Below are 16,155 nucleotides of genomic sequence, written 5' to 3'. Positions count from 1 at the left end.
TGCATGTATAGATAAAGGAAGATTGAGATGAATAAAAAAATTTGGAGTTTCCTCATCGTCACAGTATTACTAGTTATTATGACTACTGTATCCGCTGTGAAAGGTAGTTTAGAAATAGGTGTCATTGATCTTTTTCAAGGTATATTTACAGGGACAAATGAAGATGTTGAAGTCATTAAAGATTTACGTTTCCCGCGCATCATTATTGCACTTTTCACTGGAGCGGCGCTTGCTGTTTCTGGTGTGCTTTTCCAAGCAGTCATGAAAAATCCACTTGCGGATGCTGGGGTTATCGGGATATCTTCAGGGGCCAGTTTTATGACGCTTGTTATCATTACACTATTTCCTCAGTTCTTTTTCTGGACACCACTATTCGCGTTTTTAGGCGGTGCGTTTGCTTGTTATCTCGTTTATGCGTTTTCTTGGAAATCAGGTTTAAGTCCGCTACGAATTATTTTAATCGGTATAGCGATAAATGCGATGTTTACTGGTTTAAATGAATCTTTCGTTACGATTTGCGGATATTTCATTAAAAGTATTAAACAGACGACAACATCTAATATAACGATGAAGACATGGAGCGATGTGGAAGTACTTGTTACATATGGATCAATCGGTCTCACTCTTGCATTGTTTGTAGGGGCATGGTGTAATTTATTATCTCTACAAGATAAAACGGCTAAAAACCTTGGACTTCACGTGACGAGGGTACGCCTTATTATTTCTGCCATTGCTGTCCTTTTAGCAGCTGTATCAACTGCAATTGCGGGTGTTATCGCTTTCGTTGGATTACTTATCCCGCATATTTCAAGGCAACTGGTTGGATCAGATCATAAAGTACTTATTCCATTTTCAGCCCTTGCAGGTGCGTTATTAATTTTAACGGCAGACACAATTGGTAGGCTAATCGTACCACCTAATGAAATTCCAGCGGCGACGATTATGGCAGTCATCGGTGGTCCGTTCTTAATATTCTTGCTTAGAAAGAGTGATCGAGTTCATGGAAATTAAAAATGTAACCTTTTCTTATGATAATATAACGGATCGTTTAAAGTCTGTTAGTAGTGAAATAGAGGTTGGAAAAATTACAACAATTATTGGTCCAAATGGTTGTGGGAAATCAACATTACTAGGTGTTATGTCGCGAAATCATGATCCCCGTAGTGGAGAGGTAATGTTAGATGGGAAAGCTATTAGCCAGTATAAGCCGAAAGAGTTTGCTAGAAAGCTAGCGGTCGTTCATCAGCAAAATGAGGCGCCAGCAGATATTACAGTTGAGAAATTGACGAGTTTTGGGCGTATGCCATATAAAAATATTTTTTCTACACAAACGGATGAGGATAGCGAAGCAATCGAAAGAGCATTGACGTGTACGAGACTACAAGATAAGCGTGATAAGCCAATACACGCATTATCTGGTGGAGAAAGGCAACGTGTTTGGATTGCAATGACTTTAGCGCAAAATACGCCCATGCTGTTTTTAGACGAACCAACGACGTATTTAGATATTTACTATCAGCTTGAAATATTAGAGTTAGTGAAAGAGTTAAATGAAGTACATGGTTTAACGATTGTTATGGTATTACATGACATTAATCAAGCAATCCGTTATAGCGATCATATTATCGTTATGAAAGATGGAGAAATAGTTATGAAAGGTACGCCAAATGATGTTGTAACAGAAGATATGATTAAGAGCATATATGGCGTAGAGGTCGTTGTGAAATGCGATGAAGATACAGGATTGTATATGGTACCAATGGGGATTTGATAGACGGCTAAATCCCTTTGGAAATCCGTTTTGAGGTGATAATTTGAGCGGCAAGAAAGAAAAGAAAAAAAATTCCTTGTTTCAAAGAATACTTACAGTTGCTTTTTTAGGCATCTTTTTTTACTCCGTGTATGAATTAGGCGGGATGTTCATGGATTACTATGAAAATCGCAAAGTAATGGCTGAAGCACAAGATATTTATCAAAGGAGTCCGATGGAAGAAAAATCATCAGATGGAGCAGTACGTGCACAATTTCAAGCCTTACAAAAAATTAATCCAGAAATAGTTGGATGGATTACGATGGATGATACGCAAATTAATTATCCGATTGTTCAAGCGAAAGATAATGATTACTATTTGTATCGTAATTATAAAGGTGAGGATATGAGGGCAGGCAGTATTTTTATGGATCATCGCAACGATGTGAAATCTCAAAATCGAAATACGATTTTATACGGACATCGTATGAAAGACGGTTCTATGTTTGGGAGTCTTAAAAAAATATTAGAAGAAGATTTCTTTATGTCTCATCGCAAATTGTATTACGATACTTTGTTTGAAGGATACGATGTAGAAGTATTTTCAGTATATACAACGACAACTGATTTCTATTATATTGAAACAGATTTTGGAAGCGATGAAGACTATGCATCTTTTCTAGAAAAAATTAAGGATAGGTCACTCTATAAAACAGATACAAAAGTGACAGCGGATGATCAAATTTTAACACTTTCAACGTGTGATTATGCACTGGATCCAGAGGCTGGTAGACTAGTCGTGCATGCGAAGTTGGTGAAAAGAAATTGAAAAAAGAAAAGGTATAGAAGTAGAGAAGATGTATCACTTCTCATACTTCTATACCAATTATTAAAACCGAAGTTATTGAGCCGCAGCAATTGGCATACGAACAATTTTAACATCATAGAATGAGATTTTATTATCGATAATAAAATCTGGTAATCCACCACGGTGTGAATGCGCATCTTTAAAGGCCGTACTCTTCGTCCAACCTTGGAAATCTTCTTTAGCATTCCAACGAGTGCTAATCGTTACTTCATCATAATCAACTGTATTTTCAGTTAGAAGAACTTCTAATCCTAAGAAACCAGGCATCGTTTCAACTTTACCTACTTTATTAAAGCGCTCAATTAATTTATGTGCGTCACCCTTCGTAATTTTAGATGTATTTGTAACAATAATCATTTCTTTATTCCTCCTATAAATCTATCATTATTTTCATCGTTTCATATATATTAAATGATAATGAAAATCATTATCGTTGTCAATGGTAATGATGAAATATATAAGTTTTTTTCGATTAAGCGAGAGGATGAGCTAGTTGTACTAGCAAAGCAATAATATGGTATAGTGAAACGAGGCTGTTTTTCGGTCTCGTTTTTTAAATGCTTACTATAGTTAGAAAGCATTCAAATGGAAAGGAAGACATTACATGCGATCTGAAGTAACTATAAAAATAAAACCGAAGTTTATAAAAGAAATTAAAGGTGGATATCCACTTATTTTAAAAGATGCAATTCAAAATTTAAATGATGTACGTGAAGAAGGGACAATCATCAAAGTAGTAGATGAGAAGAACCAATTCATCGGAAAAGGATATTATGGAAAACAAAATAAAGGGTATGGTTGGATTTTAACGAGAAAAGAGAAGGAGCAAGTGAATCAATCTTTCTTTGAAAGTAAAATCAAATCTGCTTTACATAAACGAAAACATTTTTATAAATCAAATGATACAACAGCATTTCGTGCCCTGAATGGTGAAGGTGATGGCCTTGGAGGTTTAATCATCGATTATTATGACGGCTATTACGTAGTAAGCTGGTATAGTGAAGGGATTTATACTTTCCGAGATGAAATTATAGCAGCACTTCAAAAAGTAGCAAACTTCAAAGGGATTTATGAGAAAAAGCGTTTTGATACGAAAGGGAAATACATTGAAGGTGATGATTTCGTAGCAGGAGAGCGCGGTGAGTTCCCACTTATCGTAAAAGAAAACGGTGTAAATTTTGCTGTATATTTAAATGACGGGGCGATGGTTGGTGTATTTTTAGATCAACGTAACGTTCGAAAACAAATTCGTGATAAATATGCAAAAGGAAGAACAGTTTTAAATATGTTCTCTTATACTGGAGCTTTCTCTGTATTTGCAGCGCTTGGCGGAGCAAGTAAAACAACAAGTGTTGACCTTGCCAATCGTAGTTTAAGTAAAACGATTGAGCAGTTCAGTGTAAATGAAATTGATTACGAAGCACAAGATATTATTGTAGAAGATGTATTTCTATATTTCAAATATGCTGCTAAGAAAAAGATGAAATTTGATATGGTTGTACTTGACCCTCCAAGTTTTGCACGCTCAAAAAAATATACGTTCAGTGCGGCGAAAGATTATAAAAACTTATTAAAAGAAACAATTGCGATTACAGAAAATAACGGTATTATCGTTGCTTCTACAAATTGTAGCGCATTCGATATGAAAAAGTTTAATGGCTTTATCGATACAGCATTCAAAGAAATGAACGGTAAATATAAAATATTAGAAGAACATTCTTTACCAGAAGATTTCCGTACAATTGATCAATTTAAAGAAGGAGACTATTTAAAAGTAGTTTTCATCGAGAAAATTAAAGGTTAATAAAGAAAAAAGGAGCTCAAGTTTAAATGAGCTCCTTTTCTTATTGAATGATATTTTGGACTCTGCCAACTTGCCCGTCCTGCAATCGTACTTTAATGCCGTGCGGATGAGAGGGTGAGTTAGTTAAAATATCTTTTACAATTCCTCTTGTTAGCTTGCCTGTACGTTGATCTTGTTTTAATACAATATCAACTTCAAGACCTGATGAAATGTTAGATCGTTTTTGCCCGCTCATTTATACACCTGTACGTCTACGTTGGTTGTTTGTTTTCTTCGTTTGTTGGTTTTGTAATTTTTTCGTTTCTTGACTTTGATTTCCATTATTTGAGCCGTTTCCATTTCCTTGCTTTTTCTTCGCAAGTTGTTCGCGCATTAAATCAGCTAAGCTTACTTTTTTATTTTCTGACATGATAAGTCTCCTTTATATAAAGTTAATTATGAACAATAGTAGTGAATTTCATCATATCATTGTTAGGGAAGGAAGGGAAGTTGGTTTAAAAATTCATATAATTCTTTCCAGCATTCATTCGTTACGATACAATTAAAATGTTAATGTTTGTAAAAAAAGGGGATAGAAATATGTCACATCATATTTTATTAGTTGAAGATGATATCTCAATTCAGGAGATGGTTGAAACATATTTAATAAAAGAAGGCTTTCAAGTTACAATCGCATCTGACGGAGAAGAAGGAGTTACCGCATTTTTTAAAGGTTCATTTGATTTGATCATTCTCGATATTATGATGCCAAAGTTAGATGGCTTAGAGGTTGTGCGAATCATTCGAGAAAAAAGTGCCGTCCCAATTTTAATGATGTCAGCGAAAGATACAGATGTTGATAAGGCGGTTGGTTTAGGACTTGGAGCGGATGATTACATTTGTAAGCCATTTTCTATGATTGAATTGGCTGCACGTGTAAAAGCAGGTATTAGGAGATCTACGAAATATTCGGCTACAGAAACAACAGAAAAAATGATTCAAATTGGTGATTTAACTATTGATCCAATCAATTTTACTGTGGAGAAAAACAAGAAGCCTCTCAAACTTACTTTAAAAGAATTTGAGATTTTAAAACTGTTCGTAAAGAATAAAAATCGTGTATTTACAAAAGCACAAATATATACGTTAGTTTGGAATGAAGAGTATTACGGTGAAGATAACGTTATTAATGTTCATATGAGAAGATTACGTGAGAAAATTGAAAGTGATCCATCTAATCCAGAATATATTAAAACATTATGGGGCATCGGCTATAAGTTGGAAGTGATGTAGTATGGTTGTATTTTTAACAGTGGTGATTATTATATTGCTTATCGTTATTTACGTGCAATATAAAATTAGGAAAAATAGTAGTAGGAATTTACGCTACACGTATGAGAAGTTAAATCGAATTGTAAAAGAACAAACTGGTGAGAAGCTATTAATTATGACGGATGATACAGAATTGCAAAAGTTATTAGTGGCAATCAATCATTTATTAGATGCAAAACAGAAAACGCATGCAGATCATGCGAAAGTGGAAATTTCGATGCGAAAAATGCTTTCAAACATTTCACATGATTTAAAAACACCACTAACAGTTATTCTTGGATATACAGAAATGTTAAATAAGGATAAAACGATAAGTGAGGAAGAGCAGCAAATATTACTTGAAAAGGTGCATGTAAAAACGCTGGAAGTGATGGAACTGATTCATAAGTTTTTTGATTTGGCAAAATTAGAATCTGGTGACAAGGCAATCGAGATAACAAAAGTAAATATGAATGAAGTTTGCCGTGAGAAGATTTTATCTTTTTATGATTTAGTGACGACGAAAGGTTTTCATGTTCATATCGATATACCAGAAAGAAATATATATGCACTTGGAAATGTAGAAGTATTAGGCAGAGTGTTGAATAATTTAATATCAAATGCGATTACATATGGAGACGATGGAAAGACACTCGGTATGATTTTAAGAGATGATGAAACGAGTGTGTATATAGACGTATGGGATAAAGGAAAAGGAATTGATGAATCTCATATTGATAAAGTGTTTGAGCGTATGTACACACTTGAAGATTCGAGAAATAGATTGTACCAAGGAAGCGGTCTAGGGTTAACGATTACGAAAAGGCTTGTGGAAGCGATGGATGGAGAAATTCATCTTTCTAGTAAGCCGTATGAAAAAACGATTTTTACAGTTGTATTAAAAAAGATGCAGTTTTAGCTTGTAGAGAAGTAGATTCTACAAGCTTTTTTTCAGCGTAAGGAATTTGTAAGGAACGGGTAAGAAAAAAGAGAATTCCGTTGTCTATTATAGAAATATAAAGTAGTGCGAAAGGAGACAGTGACATGACATATATATTAAAAACGAATCAGTTAACGAAAGTGCTTAAAGGGAAAGAAGTTATTTCTAGCGTTAACATGCATGTGAAAAAAGGAGAGATATACGGCTTTTTAGGACCAAATGGTGCAGGTAAAACAACGATTATGAAAATGATTACAAATTTAATAAAACCGACGAGCGGTGATATTGAAATTTTCGGTGAGAAGTTAACAGACACATCTTATGAATTGTTAAAGCGTATGGGGACAATTATCGAATATCCAATCTTTTATGATAAATTAACGGCGAAGGAAAACTTAGAATTACATTGTGAATATATGGGGTATTACGATAAGAACGCAATTGATCATGCTTTAAATTTAGTAAAACTGCACGGCGTAGATAATAAAAAAGTAAAAGATTTTTCATTAGGGATGAAGCAACGACTTGGTATTGCAAGGGCGATCATGACAAAGCCAGAACTACTCATTTTAGATGAACCAATTAACGGTTTAGATCCAATTGGTATTAAAGAATTAAGAGATTTATTTAAAATGCTCTGCAAAGAATATGGCATTACGTTATTAGTTTCTAGTCATATTTTAGGCGAGATGGAACAAATGGCGGATACAATTGGTGTGATTCAAAATGGAAAACTAATAAAAGAAGTTTCAATGAAGAGTATTAACGGAAAACAAACAGAGTACATTGAAATCACTGTTCCTGATGTGAAACGGGCAGCTTATATTTTAGAAGATAAAATCGGTATAAAAAACTACAAAATAATGAGTGGAAACATGATTCGTGTTTATGAAGTGGCGGTGACGCAGCAAGCAATTTCAAAAGCACTCATTATGAATGATGTAGAAATTGAAAGTATTAATAAGAAGCATAGCTCCTTAGAAGAATATTTCTTGAATGTAATGGATGGGGAAGGCATTCATGCTTAATGGGTTGTTAGTGAATATAGTAAGTGGATTGATCGTAATGTTCATAAGTGGGATTTTATATTATAGAAAACCAGAGCGGAAATGGTTGTTAATTTTACTAGTGATAGGGATAGTAAGCGTAGTTACTGCTGGAATTAGAATGTTAGTAGCATAGAGATAGTTACGTTAGTAATGGAGGCGTGGTTTATATGTTTAAATTAATGAAACTGGAATGGAAGAAACACCAATTATCTAGTTATTTTAAAGGGGTAGCCATTTGTATTATAGTAATTTTTGCTGCGGTAAGTCTTATGGGGTTGGGAGCGAAAAGTGAAGTAGATGCGGCGCTCACTGATTTCACAAAATATATGACTTTAGCAAACATTTTTATAAGGATAACATTTCTTATTTTTAGTGCGGTCATTTTATCACGTTTAGTAATTGATGAATATAAGAACAAAACAATGCAACTACTATTTATGTACCCACTGCAAAGGAAAATGTTAATGAGGGCAAAATTAACAATTGTTTTTAGTTTTTGTTTTGTGAGCATGATTATTGCTACTTTTAGTATTAGTTTGCTCATATTTTTTATGAACCCAATGATGGGGCTAATTGAAACACCTATTACGATGGGTGAAATAATAGCTACCGTTCCAGCTACTTTTATAAATGCATTTATGATATCTGGTATAAGCTTAATTCCTTTATTTTTTGGGATGAGAAAGAAATCGACACCGACAACGATTACTTCTGCAGTAATAATTGGGATGATGATGAATAGTAACGTTGGTCCTGGAAACGGTCAAGTAAGTATGTATGATTTTATATTTATCCCAATTGTACTCTGTTTATTAGGAATTTTTATTAGTTATCTGTCGTATCGAAAAATTGACCAGATGGATGTGGCGTGAAGCAAGTTAAAAACAACGATGAACTGGGGTATGAATGTTGAAAAAAATAATAGTAATTGCAATTTTATTTCTTACAATTGCTAGTGTGGTTTTCGGTTTTAAGACATTTCAGGGGAAAGATTTTAAGAAAGAAAAGTCTTTTGAGATAAATAATATAAAAGAAATAGAAGTTTATAATGAAAACTGGGATATTGAATTTAAAAGTACAGACGCTAACGAAATGGTAATTTCCGCTCAAGGTGAACGAGTAGATAAAGAGATAGATCCCGTCAAAATAGAAAATGACGGTAATAAAGTTGTGATTAAGCAAAAACAAAAGATGACCAGATTTTTTAATGGTTTTACGTTTAGGAAAAAGAATATTATTTCTATATCTATTCCGAAAAAAGAAATAGATAAAATAGTATTAAATAATAAATCGGGTGATGTGAAAATAAGCGACATAGTAGTAAAAAGTATCGTGACAAAAGGAAAGTCTGGAGATGAAATGATTGTAGGACTATCGGCAGATAAGGGTGAGTTCACATCCGAAAGTGGAGATTTAATGTTAAAAGATAGTTCATTACAAGAAGTAAATATAACTTCTACTACTGGCGATAATTATGTGAAAAATATAAAAAACGAAAATATGAACATCACTTCAACATCTGGGGAAGTATTATTGAAAGATATGACAGAAGGAAAATCATTATTTGTAGAAACAAAATCAGGCGACATTGGCGTAAGGTATAAAGATGTCCCAGCTTCATTGAAACTTACGGCCAAAAGTAATTCGACTGACATAATGATAGATTTAAAAGGACTTAAGAAAGATAAAAATACAGAAAAGATAAAAGAAGGAACCATCGGTGATGCAAAAAATGATGTGAAGATTTTAAGTAAAACAGGAGGAATTTATATCGATTAAAATTTAAATAAAAGGAGGACTATCATGCTACGTCTTATGAAGCTAGAACTGAAGAAGTTTAAGCTCGGATGGTATGTGAAGAGAGCAGTTATTGCAAATATCATTATACTGGCACTACTAATTTTTGTTAGTTTCGTTGCTCAAATAGAAGGAGATCCTGAAATAAAAGATCCACAGATAATTTTGTTGGTGGCTAGCACATTAGTAAGAGCAACATTTATTATTTTTGGTGGCGTACTAATAGCCAAGTTAATAATTGATGAATATAAAAACAAAACAATATTACTCATGTTTTCTTATCCAATTAACCGAAAGAAAATGATGGTTAGTAAGTTGGCCATTACAGCAACATTAACATTTATAACAGTTATTTTATCGAACATTTTAGTAGTAGGAATTTTCTTTGGGATAGATAGTTATTTTTCAATTCTTCCTAATCCATTTAAAGTAGATCAATTGATTCAAGAAGGGATAAATCTTGTTCCTTTAGCGATTGCAACTTCGGGAATAAGTTTAATCCCTCTATATTTCGGGATGCGTAAACGTTCTGTGCCAGCTACAATCGTTTCTTCTATTATCGTTGTATTAATCGCAATTAATAACCAGCCCATATTTCCTATAGCGACGTTTCTTCCTCTTCAATTCACATTTGCAGCGATTGGTATGGTGATTGCATATTACGGAATTAAAAATATAGAGAGGGAAGATGTAACAGTATGACAAGAATAAGTAAAAAAGAGTTGGTGTTACACCAACTCTTTTTTTGTATATGTATGCTTCGTTACTACTCCGTAAATTTGTAATGTTTGCTTAAATACTCTTGAACTCCTGGAGAAATGTTAAAGTTATTAGGACTTTTATATTCGATAGTAAACTCTCCATCTTCAATTGTTTCAAAGGCGATTGCGTAGCTATCCATCTTAGAATCGTAAGAAGTATTTTTGACTTTCGCGTCTAGATTAAAGTGTTTTGTAATATACTCTTTTGATTCAGCAATTGCTGTTTGTTTTCCCCAGGGTGTGCCATAACATGTGAAGTAAATAGATACACCGATAACTCCAATGATAGAAGTTAGTAAGAGAGTTCTTATTGTTATTTTTTTGTTTTTTGTATTCAATTTAGTTCCCTCCAATTAATGTGAATTTATTTTAACGTATTTTCTCATAAAATACCATTTAGTAGAAAATAGTTTCACATGAAACAAGTTACAGAAAAAGACAAGGTGATAGGACACCTTGTCTTTTTCTGTCATTACATTTTAGGAGCTTCCATTCCAGCTGCAGCCCATTCTTCTTTTGCAGGACCATATACGCCAGGGAATGTTAAGCCAGCTTGACGCATTAAAACAGTCATCTGTCCGCGGTGGTGATTTTGATGATTTATGAGTGTCATTAAAAATATAGAATTCGGCATAGGACGACCAAAGAAGTCATTAATAGTAGCTAAGTCTTTATCAGTCCATTCGCTTTGCAGTGCTTCAATAAAAGCCGTATTCACTTTGCGATATTCATCTGCAATTGTTTTTGCTGAAGTTGGCACAGGATAATCTTTCGTTTCTCCTTCAAACTTAAGTCCTGTTCCAGATAGCATAACAGGAATTGCAGTAACGATATGCCAAGCAACTCTTCCTAACGTCCAGTGTTCAGGCGCAATTTCTTGTGACAAAGATTCATCTGTTAATGCATCGAGCATCTTTTGAGTAGACTCAGCCTCGTATTTCCATGATTGTAAAAAGCCTTCAATTGTTTGGTACATTGTTGTTATCCCCCCTATTTATGTTCATAGATTAAGTTCGTGGGGAAATGGATAGTTTCCTTTATATTTTAATAATGGTATTTAAGAGTTATATATAAATTTTATGATATTATTGAGTGTATATGGAATTATATTAATTTAGTGTATAGATTTTACAGCATCAAGGGGGATATTATGAAAAGATTGACTTTAGGAATCATAATTCTATTTTTAATGGCAGGATGTAGCAATGAGACTTATAAAAAGGCAATGGATCAGGGGAAATTGGCTTTAGCGAGTAAAGAATATGACACTGCACAAGCATCATTTGAATTGGCATTGGAAGAGAAAAAGAATGATAAAGAAGCAAAAGTATTACAAGAACAAACTACTAAGATGATACGTGCAATAAAAGAGAAATCGAGTGAAAATATAGAACAAGCAATAGAGTTGTTTCAAGAAGTAGAAAAAATGAAAGATGGTTCTACAACTCTTCAAAATCAAGCGAAAGAACAAAAAGCTTTGCTCATGGAGAATAAAGAGTTAAAAGGTCAATATATAGGTCAATTGGAAAAGGCAGAGAAGTTAAAGAATGATAAAAAATATGAAGAGGCTAAAGTAATAGTAAATAAAATTATTAATGATACTGGTCAAAATCAACAATTTATTTCGGAAAATCAACGGGCCAAAGAGCTGAATACGCAAATCGATGACATACTAACTCAACAAGCAGAAGCAAAGAAAAAAGAGGAAGAATTAAAAAATGAAAAGAAAAAAGAGGCTGATATTGGAAAGCTAGAGGGGTCTTGGATGTCACAAGAAAGTACAGACAGACCAGTTGGTTTGGAAATAGAATTTAATAGTGAGAAAACAGGCGGAGAATTTATGGAACATAATATTTTTGGGAAAGGGACTACTATAGGGGATTTCCGATTATTAAGTGTAAACAAAGGAATTATTTCTGTAGAGCTTGTATTTTTAGTGGGAGAAAGAAAGCAGAAAGCTGATTTGAAACTTGAGGAGAACACATTAACTGTATATCATGAGTTTATGGGAGATAGTGAATCTGTGAAATTAGTGAGATCAGAGTAATTTATTTAGTATATAAAAAGGAGGCTTCTAACAAGAAGCCTTCCTTTTAATTAACCTTCTTCCCGCTCTTCCTCATTAACCATAAGAAATAAGGTGCCCCAAGTACAGCAACAACAAGCCCAGAAGGTATTTCTTTCGGATATGCAATTGTTCGTCCGAGTAAGTCAGCAACGGAAAGCAGAATTGCTCCAAATAAAGCGGAACAAACGAATAGTCTTTGATGATTCATGCCAACAACGATTCGTGCTAAGTGCGGTGCAACAAGGCCTAAAAAGGCGATAGTACCGACAGCAGCAATATTGACTGATGCAAGTAGTGTCGCTAACACAATTAGAGCAAGACGCGTTTTATTTACAGGCTGCCCGAGTCCGGTTGCTAAATCGTCTCCAAGTACGAGAACATCGAGTTGTTTCATTAAGAAAAATATAATGGGTACGAGAATGAGTGATGGATATAGAATGATATTTTCTAAGTGATTCCATCCTCTTGCATAAGTACTGCCTGACAACCATGTTAAAGCAGCAGCCACGTTTAAATTCGCCCTAACGATAAAGATTTGAATAATCGCTGAACCGAGCGCCGAAATGCCAATTCCTATTAAAGCGAGAGCTGTTGGACTAAATCCTGATTTCCAGGAGAAGAACAGGACAATTCCAACTGCAAGTAGTCCACCAATAAATGCACCAATTGGTAGGAAGAAACCAGGAAGTGCAGGGAAGACATACATAATGGTTAAAGCACCAACACCTGCTCCCGATGAAATACCAATAATAGAAGGATCGGCAAGTGGGTTTCGTAATATGCCTTGGAAAACAAGTCCGCTTATCGCAAGACATGCTCCAGCAATAGCGGCAACGAGCATTCTTGGTAAACGAAGATTCATCATCATATTTTTATCAAATTGTGTTAATTGTCCTGTTATGACATTTGTAATGCTTTCGATATAAGAGTTGCTACCGATTGCAACGCCAAGAGAAATCGTCACAATACAAAGCACGATAGATATAATGATTACCTTTTTATAAGAGTAATAGCGAGAACTAGCTCCAGCTGCATTAGCTCCATTATCATTCATATATTGTTTCGATTTCATCATGCGATACACTAAATAAATAAGCCAAGGTGATCCAATCATTGCTGTAACTGCCCCGACAGGTAATTCTGCACCAGTTGGATCTATTAATCTACCAACAACATCTGCTCCTAGTAATAATATTGCTCCCCATAAGAATGAGGAGAGAAGGAGGGTAAAGTGTTGACGATAACCAATAAGGCGCATTAAGTGTGGTGCAACTAAGCCGACAAACCCAATCGGTCCAACAACAGTAACAATTACTGCTGTTAAAAAGATTGCAGCAATGAAGGCGATAAGACGTGTTACTGCTGTTTTTTCACCAAGAGAAACAGCAACATCATCACCTAGTAAGAGAATGTTGAGCTTACGAGATATGAATAGTAAAACTAGGAAAGAAATAACGATAAATGGAAAAGTAAATTGAACGCCATCCCAGTTATTTTGAATAAGAGATCCAGCTCCCCATAAAAATAAACCAGCTGTTTCATTTTCATAGAAAAGCTGCATCGTTCCGGTAAAGGCAGAAAGCATTAATGTAACGACCATACCAGCTAGTGCCATTCTAAGTGGGGTTCCCTTTTTTCCACCAGAAATACGGTATACAAATAAAGCAGTAATTGCACCACCGATAAATGTGAAAAGAAGTGAGTTAATTTGCAAACCTTTCGGTAAGAAAATTGTAGCCGCTACTAGAAAGAAATATGCACCTGAATGAATTCCCATTGTACTTGCTTCAGCAAGAGGATTTTTCGTTAAAGTTTGCAAAATGACTCCAGATGCAGCAAGAGCACCTCCAGCTAAAATGGCAATTACAGCTCTAGGGAGTCGAAGCATGATTAAAGTTTGATGCCCTAGCGATTGATTCGGTGAGATAAGAGCATCGATAATCATACTGTAGGAAATATTTGCTTGTCCTTGCCCGATATGAATAAAGAAAAGGAGGAGCAAGAGAGTTGCTCCTCCTCCGAATACAAGACTTGCTCGAAGTGTATGTTGTAAGCTATTCATCGTGTAATCACTTCTTCGCTGTCATTACATCTGCTACTTGTGTTGCTAAAGATTTTGCAGACTCAGGACCACCGAAAATCCAAGTGTCGCCTTTTAATTTATACATTTTGTCTTCTTTTTTGAACTTTAATTCTTCCCAAGCAGGGTTGCCTTTTAGTTGAGTGTCAAACATGTTATCGTCATCCGCTACAATGTAAATGAAGTTTGAATCTTGTACACTTTGTAATGATTCTACAGTTGTTTGTTTAAAACCATCTGCCTCAGATTTACCTGGTTCAAAAGTATTTGTTAAACCTAATTTTTTTGTAACCTGTAAAGCTGTAGAATTGTCGGTTAAAATACGGAATGTTGGTACGTTTTTAGCTGTAAATGCTTGTGTCATTACGATGTTTTTATCTTTTAAGCCTGCTTTGTCAATTTTTGCTTTTGCATCAGCAAATGTTTTATCCATATCAGCTAATACTTTTTTACCTTCATCTTCTTTTCCAACTGCTTTGGCAATTTGTTTAAATGTTTCTGTCATTTCAGCAAAGTGATCGTTATTGCTTGTTGATGGGTCGAACATAACTGTTGGTGCAATTTGTTCTAATTCATTTTTAATCGCTTTACTACGGAATGAAGCTGTAATGATTAAATCTGGTTTTAGACGGCTAATTTCTTCTAAGTTTGGTTGTTGACGAGTTCCTACATCTACAACATCTTTACTTGGTTTTGTTTCTGTATTTACCCATTTATTATAATTCTTAATGTCTGCCATCCCTACTGGCTGAACACCAAGTGCTAATAAGTCTTCTGCATATACCCACTCAAGTACAACAACTTTTTTCGCCGGTTTATCTAACTTCGTTTCCCCTTCAGCGTGTTTAATTGTTATAGCTTGCTTTTTATCGTCTGTCTTTGTTTCTTTTTTCTCCTCTTTTTGCTGTCCGCATCCAACAGCGAATAGAAGAACTACTATGAAAATACTGAGAATTTTCTTCATCTTCTGCCCCCAAATAATTTTTTCATTTGCAATGTACGATATTGAAAATCGTTATCAATTACAACGAACAAATCATACTATGAGGATATTTTAAGTGTCAATATATTTTTAAAATTTCGACGAAAAATAATGATTTATACGGATTTTGATATGTTGCATTGAAATACATGAATGTATCAAGATTGAAGGAGAGGAAATTCGTTTAATGAAGAAGGCGAAAGTACAAGCGAAAGGAGAGAATATTGCATGTAATAATTATTAGAATGTCAGGAGTAAACCTTTGTTTATAAAAGGTTTGTCTTAGATCGGATAGAGTTGATAGGGGAAATGAAAAGCGATTTTTTATTAGATAGATGCTTCTAAATTAGTTGAATGTATTTAAAATATTGAACAAGAAGGAAGGGATCAACATGTCTTTTGGGCGCAATAACACAAATGGATATTGTGGGTGTAATAATCAAAATGGTATACATGTTGATTCGTGCTGTTTTAGTTGTGATGGGATAGTTCCTAAGCTCGGTCCAACAGGTCCAACGGGAGCGACAGGAATAACGGGAGCAACAGGAGCGACAGGAATAACGGGAGCAACAGGAGCGACAGGAATAACGGGAGCAACAGGAGCGACAGGAATAACGGGAGCAACAGGAGCAACAGGGATAACGGGAGCAACAGGAGCAACGGGGATAACGGGAGCAACAGGAGCGACAGGCCCAACGGGAGCAACAGGAGCAACAGGAGCAACAGGGGCAACGGGAGCAACGGGAGCAACAGGAGCAACGGGAGC

The 16,155-nt window shown here is 34.8% G+C and carries 20 protein-coding genes; 13 read left to right on the top strand and 7 right to left on the bottom strand.

What is annotated here, in order from left to right; translation table 11 throughout:
- Positions 1-27: 27 nt before the first annotated feature.
- From BWGOE10_RS22670 to srtB, 3 genes are read left to right on the top strand one after another with little or no spacing between them, the layout of a single operon-like run.
- Positions 28-1,011, top strand: coding sequence for a FecCD family ABC transporter permease (locus BWGOE10_RS22670; RefSeq protein WP_070145050.1), 984 nt, complete (start codon positions 28-30; stop codon positions 1,009-1,011).
- A complete protein-coding gene (locus BWGOE10_RS22665) occupies positions 1,001-1,771 on the top strand; it encodes an ABC transporter ATP-binding protein (RefSeq protein WP_070145049.1) in 771 nt (256 codons plus the stop codon). The genes BWGOE10_RS22670 and BWGOE10_RS22665 overlap by 11 nt, the downstream gene beginning before the upstream one ends.
- A 43-nt stretch (positions 1,772-1,814) precedes the next feature.
- Positions 1,815-2,579 (top strand): class B sortase, encoded by a 765-nt coding sequence (srtB, locus tag BWGOE10_RS22660; protein ID WP_070145048.1) that lies wholly within the window; start codon positions 1,815-1,817, stop codon positions 2,577-2,579.
- 72 nt (positions 2,580-2,651) lie between these two features.
- Here the strand turns inward: srtB and isdG are convergent, their stop codons facing one another.
- A complete protein-coding gene (gene isdG, locus BWGOE10_RS22655; protein ID WP_002112144.1) occupies positions 2,652-2,975 on the bottom strand; it encodes a heme oxygenase in 324 nt (107 codons plus the stop codon).
- 247 nt (positions 2,976-3,222) lie between these two features.
- Between isdG and BWGOE10_RS22650 the strand changes: the two genes are divergently transcribed.
- On the top strand, positions 3,223-4,422 hold the full coding sequence (locus BWGOE10_RS22650) for a class I SAM-dependent rRNA methyltransferase (protein WP_070145047.1): 1,200 nt from the start codon (positions 3,223-3,225) through the stop codon (positions 4,420-4,422).
- 40 nt (positions 4,423-4,462) lie between these two features.
- On the opposite strand, the gene BWGOE10_RS22645 is transcribed toward BWGOE10_RS22650, so the two are convergent.
- Entirely contained in the window at positions 4,463-4,657 is a 195-nt protein-coding gene (locus BWGOE10_RS22645) for a YwbE family protein (protein ID WP_002112142.1), read from the bottom strand.
- The gene (locus tag BWGOE10_RS32985; RefSeq protein WP_002112138.1) at positions 4,658-4,831 is read right to left on the bottom strand and encodes a hypothetical protein; all 174 of its coding nucleotides are present in this window, start codon (positions 4,829-4,831) and stop codon (positions 4,658-4,660) included. It lies immediately after the preceding gene.
- A 170-nt stretch (positions 4,832-5,001) separates the two neighbouring features.
- On the opposite strand from BWGOE10_RS32985, the gene BWGOE10_RS22640 reads away from it, so the two are divergent.
- From BWGOE10_RS22640 to BWGOE10_RS22615, 7 genes are all read left to right on the top strand, one after another.
- Positions 5,002-5,694, top strand: coding sequence for a response regulator transcription factor (locus tag BWGOE10_RS22640; RefSeq protein WP_070145046.1), 693 nt, complete (start codon positions 5,002-5,004; stop codon positions 5,692-5,694).
- A gap of 1 nt (position 5,695) precedes the next feature.
- On the top strand, positions 5,696-6,631 hold the full coding sequence (locus BWGOE10_RS22635; RefSeq protein ID WP_070145045.1) for a HAMP domain-containing histidine kinase: 936 nt from the start codon (positions 5,696-5,698) through the stop codon (positions 6,629-6,631).
- A 125-nt stretch (positions 6,632-6,756) separates the two neighbouring features.
- Entirely contained in the window at positions 6,757-7,680 is a 924-nt protein-coding gene (locus tag BWGOE10_RS22630) for an ABC transporter ATP-binding protein (RefSeq protein ID WP_070145044.1), read from the top strand.
- Positions 7,673-7,834: a hypothetical protein gene (locus BWGOE10_RS32980; RefSeq protein ID WP_171903136.1), complete on the top strand. Its 162-nt coding sequence runs from the start codon at positions 7,673-7,675 to the stop codon at positions 7,832-7,834. Before BWGOE10_RS22630 ends, BWGOE10_RS32980 begins: the two co-directional genes overlap by 8 nt.
- A 34-nt stretch (positions 7,835-7,868) precedes the next feature.
- Positions 7,869-8,573, top strand: a complete 705-nt coding sequence (locus BWGOE10_RS22625; protein ID WP_070145043.1) for an ABC transporter permease — start codon at positions 7,869-7,871, stop codon at positions 8,571-8,573.
- A gap of 34 nt (positions 8,574-8,607) precedes the next feature.
- Positions 8,608-9,480, top strand: a complete 873-nt coding sequence (locus BWGOE10_RS22620) for a DUF4097 family beta strand repeat-containing protein (RefSeq protein ID WP_070145042.1) — start codon at positions 8,608-8,610, stop codon at positions 9,478-9,480.
- A 24-nt stretch (positions 9,481-9,504) separates the two neighbouring features.
- Positions 9,505-10,200, top strand: a complete 696-nt coding sequence (locus tag BWGOE10_RS22615; RefSeq protein WP_070145041.1) for an ABC transporter permease — start codon at positions 9,505-9,507, stop codon at positions 10,198-10,200.
- A 64-nt stretch (positions 10,201-10,264) separates the two neighbouring features.
- On the opposite strand, the gene BWGOE10_RS22610 is transcribed toward BWGOE10_RS22615, so the two are convergent.
- The gene (locus BWGOE10_RS22610; protein WP_070145040.1) at positions 10,265-10,597 is read right to left on the bottom strand and encodes a spore coat protein C; all 333 of its coding nucleotides are present in this window, start codon (positions 10,595-10,597) and stop codon (positions 10,265-10,267) included.
- 134 nt (positions 10,598-10,731) lie between these two features.
- Positions 10,732-11,235: a DinB family protein gene (locus tag BWGOE10_RS22605; RefSeq protein ID WP_070145039.1), complete on the bottom strand. Its 504-nt coding sequence runs from the start codon at positions 11,233-11,235 to the stop codon at positions 10,732-10,734.
- Positions 11,236-11,409: 174 nt separating this feature from the next.
- Here BWGOE10_RS22605 and BWGOE10_RS22600 point away from each other — a divergent pair, with 174 nt between their 5' ends.
- Positions 11,410-12,306 carry a hypothetical protein gene (locus tag BWGOE10_RS22600; protein WP_070145038.1) on the top strand — a complete coding sequence of 299 codons (897 nt, stop codon included), beginning with the start codon at positions 11,410-11,412 and terminating at the stop codon, positions 12,304-12,306.
- 46 nt (positions 12,307-12,352) lie between these two features.
- On the opposite strand, the gene fhuB is transcribed toward BWGOE10_RS22600, so the two are convergent.
- Together fhuB and BWGOE10_RS22590 are read right to left on the bottom strand one after the other, a co-directional pair.
- Entirely contained in the window at positions 12,353-14,389 is a 2,037-nt protein-coding gene (gene fhuB / locus BWGOE10_RS22595) for a Fe(3+)-hydroxamate ABC transporter permease FhuB (protein WP_070145037.1), read from the bottom strand.
- A gap of 7 nt (positions 14,390-14,396) precedes the next feature.
- The gene (locus BWGOE10_RS22590; protein ID WP_002122874.1) at positions 14,397-15,371 is read right to left on the bottom strand and encodes an ABC transporter substrate-binding protein; all 975 of its coding nucleotides are present in this window, start codon (positions 15,369-15,371) and stop codon (positions 14,397-14,399) included.
- A gap of 410 nt (positions 15,372-15,781) precedes the next feature.
- Here BWGOE10_RS22590 and BWGOE10_RS22585 point away from each other — a divergent pair.
- On the top strand, positions 15,782-16,155 hold a 374-nt coding region (locus BWGOE10_RS22585), incomplete at its 3' end, for a collagen-like protein (RefSeq protein ID WP_131798980.1).

The sequence above is a fragment of the Bacillus mycoides genome (genome assembly GCF_001757995.1).
GTDB classification, from domain to species: Bacteria; Bacillota; Bacilli; order Bacillales; family Bacillaceae_G; genus Bacillus_A; species Bacillus_A mycoides_B.
Note: the sequence above shows the minus strand (reverse complement) of the source record. Positions and strands in the feature narration are given on the sequence as shown.

What these genes read in the sequence shown, in the direction of transcription:
- BWGOE10_RS22600 (WP_070145038.1), top strand. Translation starts at nt 11,410, where the DNA reads ATGAAAAGATTGACTTTAGGAATCATAATTCTATTTTTAATGGCAGGA.
- BWGOE10_RS22620 (WP_070145042.1), top strand. Translation starts at nt 8,608, where the DNA reads ATGTTGAAAAAAATAATAGTAATTGCAATTTTATTTCTTACAATTGCT.
- BWGOE10_RS22650 (WP_070145047.1), top strand. Translation starts at nt 3,223, where the DNA reads ATGCGATCTGAAGTAACTATAAAAATAAAACCGAAGTTTATAAAAGAA.
- BWGOE10_RS22605 (WP_070145039.1), bottom strand. Translation starts at nt 11,235, where the DNA reads ATGTACCAAACAATTGAAGGCTTTTTACAATCATGGAAATACGAGGCT.
- BWGOE10_RS22665 (WP_070145049.1), top strand. Translation starts at nt 1,001, where the DNA reads ATGGAAATTAAAAATGTAACCTTTTCTTATGATAATATAACGGATCGT.
- BWGOE10_RS32985 (WP_002112138.1), bottom strand. Translation starts at nt 4,831, where the DNA reads ATGTCAGAAAATAAAAAAGTAAGCTTAGCTGATTTAATGCGCGAACAA.
- BWGOE10_RS22635 (WP_070145045.1), top strand. Translation starts at nt 5,696, where the DNA reads ATGGTTGTATTTTTAACAGTGGTGATTATTATATTGCTTATCGTTATT.
- BWGOE10_RS22615 (WP_070145041.1), top strand. Translation starts at nt 9,505, where the DNA reads ATGCTACGTCTTATGAAGCTAGAACTGAAGAAGTTTAAGCTCGGATGG.
- isdG (WP_002112144.1), bottom strand. Translation starts at nt 2,975, where the DNA reads ATGATTATTGTTACAAATACATCTAAAATTACGAAGGGTGACGCACAT.
- BWGOE10_RS22625 (WP_070145043.1), top strand. Translation starts at nt 7,869, where the DNA reads ATGTTTAAATTAATGAAACTGGAATGGAAGAAACACCAATTATCTAGT.
- BWGOE10_RS22590 (WP_002122874.1), bottom strand. Translation starts at nt 15,371, where the DNA reads ATGAAGAAAATTCTCAGTATTTTCATAGTAGTTCTTCTATTCGCTGTT.
- BWGOE10_RS22645 (WP_002112142.1), bottom strand. Translation starts at nt 4,657, where the DNA reads ATGAGCGGGCAAAAACGATCTAACATTTCATCAGGTCTTGAAGTTGAT.
- BWGOE10_RS22640 (WP_070145046.1), top strand. Translation starts at nt 5,002, where the DNA reads ATGTCACATCATATTTTATTAGTTGAAGATGATATCTCAATTCAGGAG.
- BWGOE10_RS22670 (WP_070145050.1), top strand. Translation starts at nt 28, where the DNA reads ATGAATAAAAAAATTTGGAGTTTCCTCATCGTCACAGTATTACTAGTT.
- BWGOE10_RS22630 (WP_070145044.1), top strand. Translation starts at nt 6,757, where the DNA reads ATGACATATATATTAAAAACGAATCAGTTAACGAAAGTGCTTAAAGGG.
- fhuB (WP_070145037.1), bottom strand. Translation starts at nt 14,389, where the DNA reads ATGAATAGCTTACAACATACACTTCGAGCAAGTCTTGTATTCGGAGGA.
- BWGOE10_RS32980 (WP_171903136.1), top strand. Translation starts at nt 7,673, where the DNA reads ATGCTTAATGGGTTGTTAGTGAATATAGTAAGTGGATTGATCGTAATG.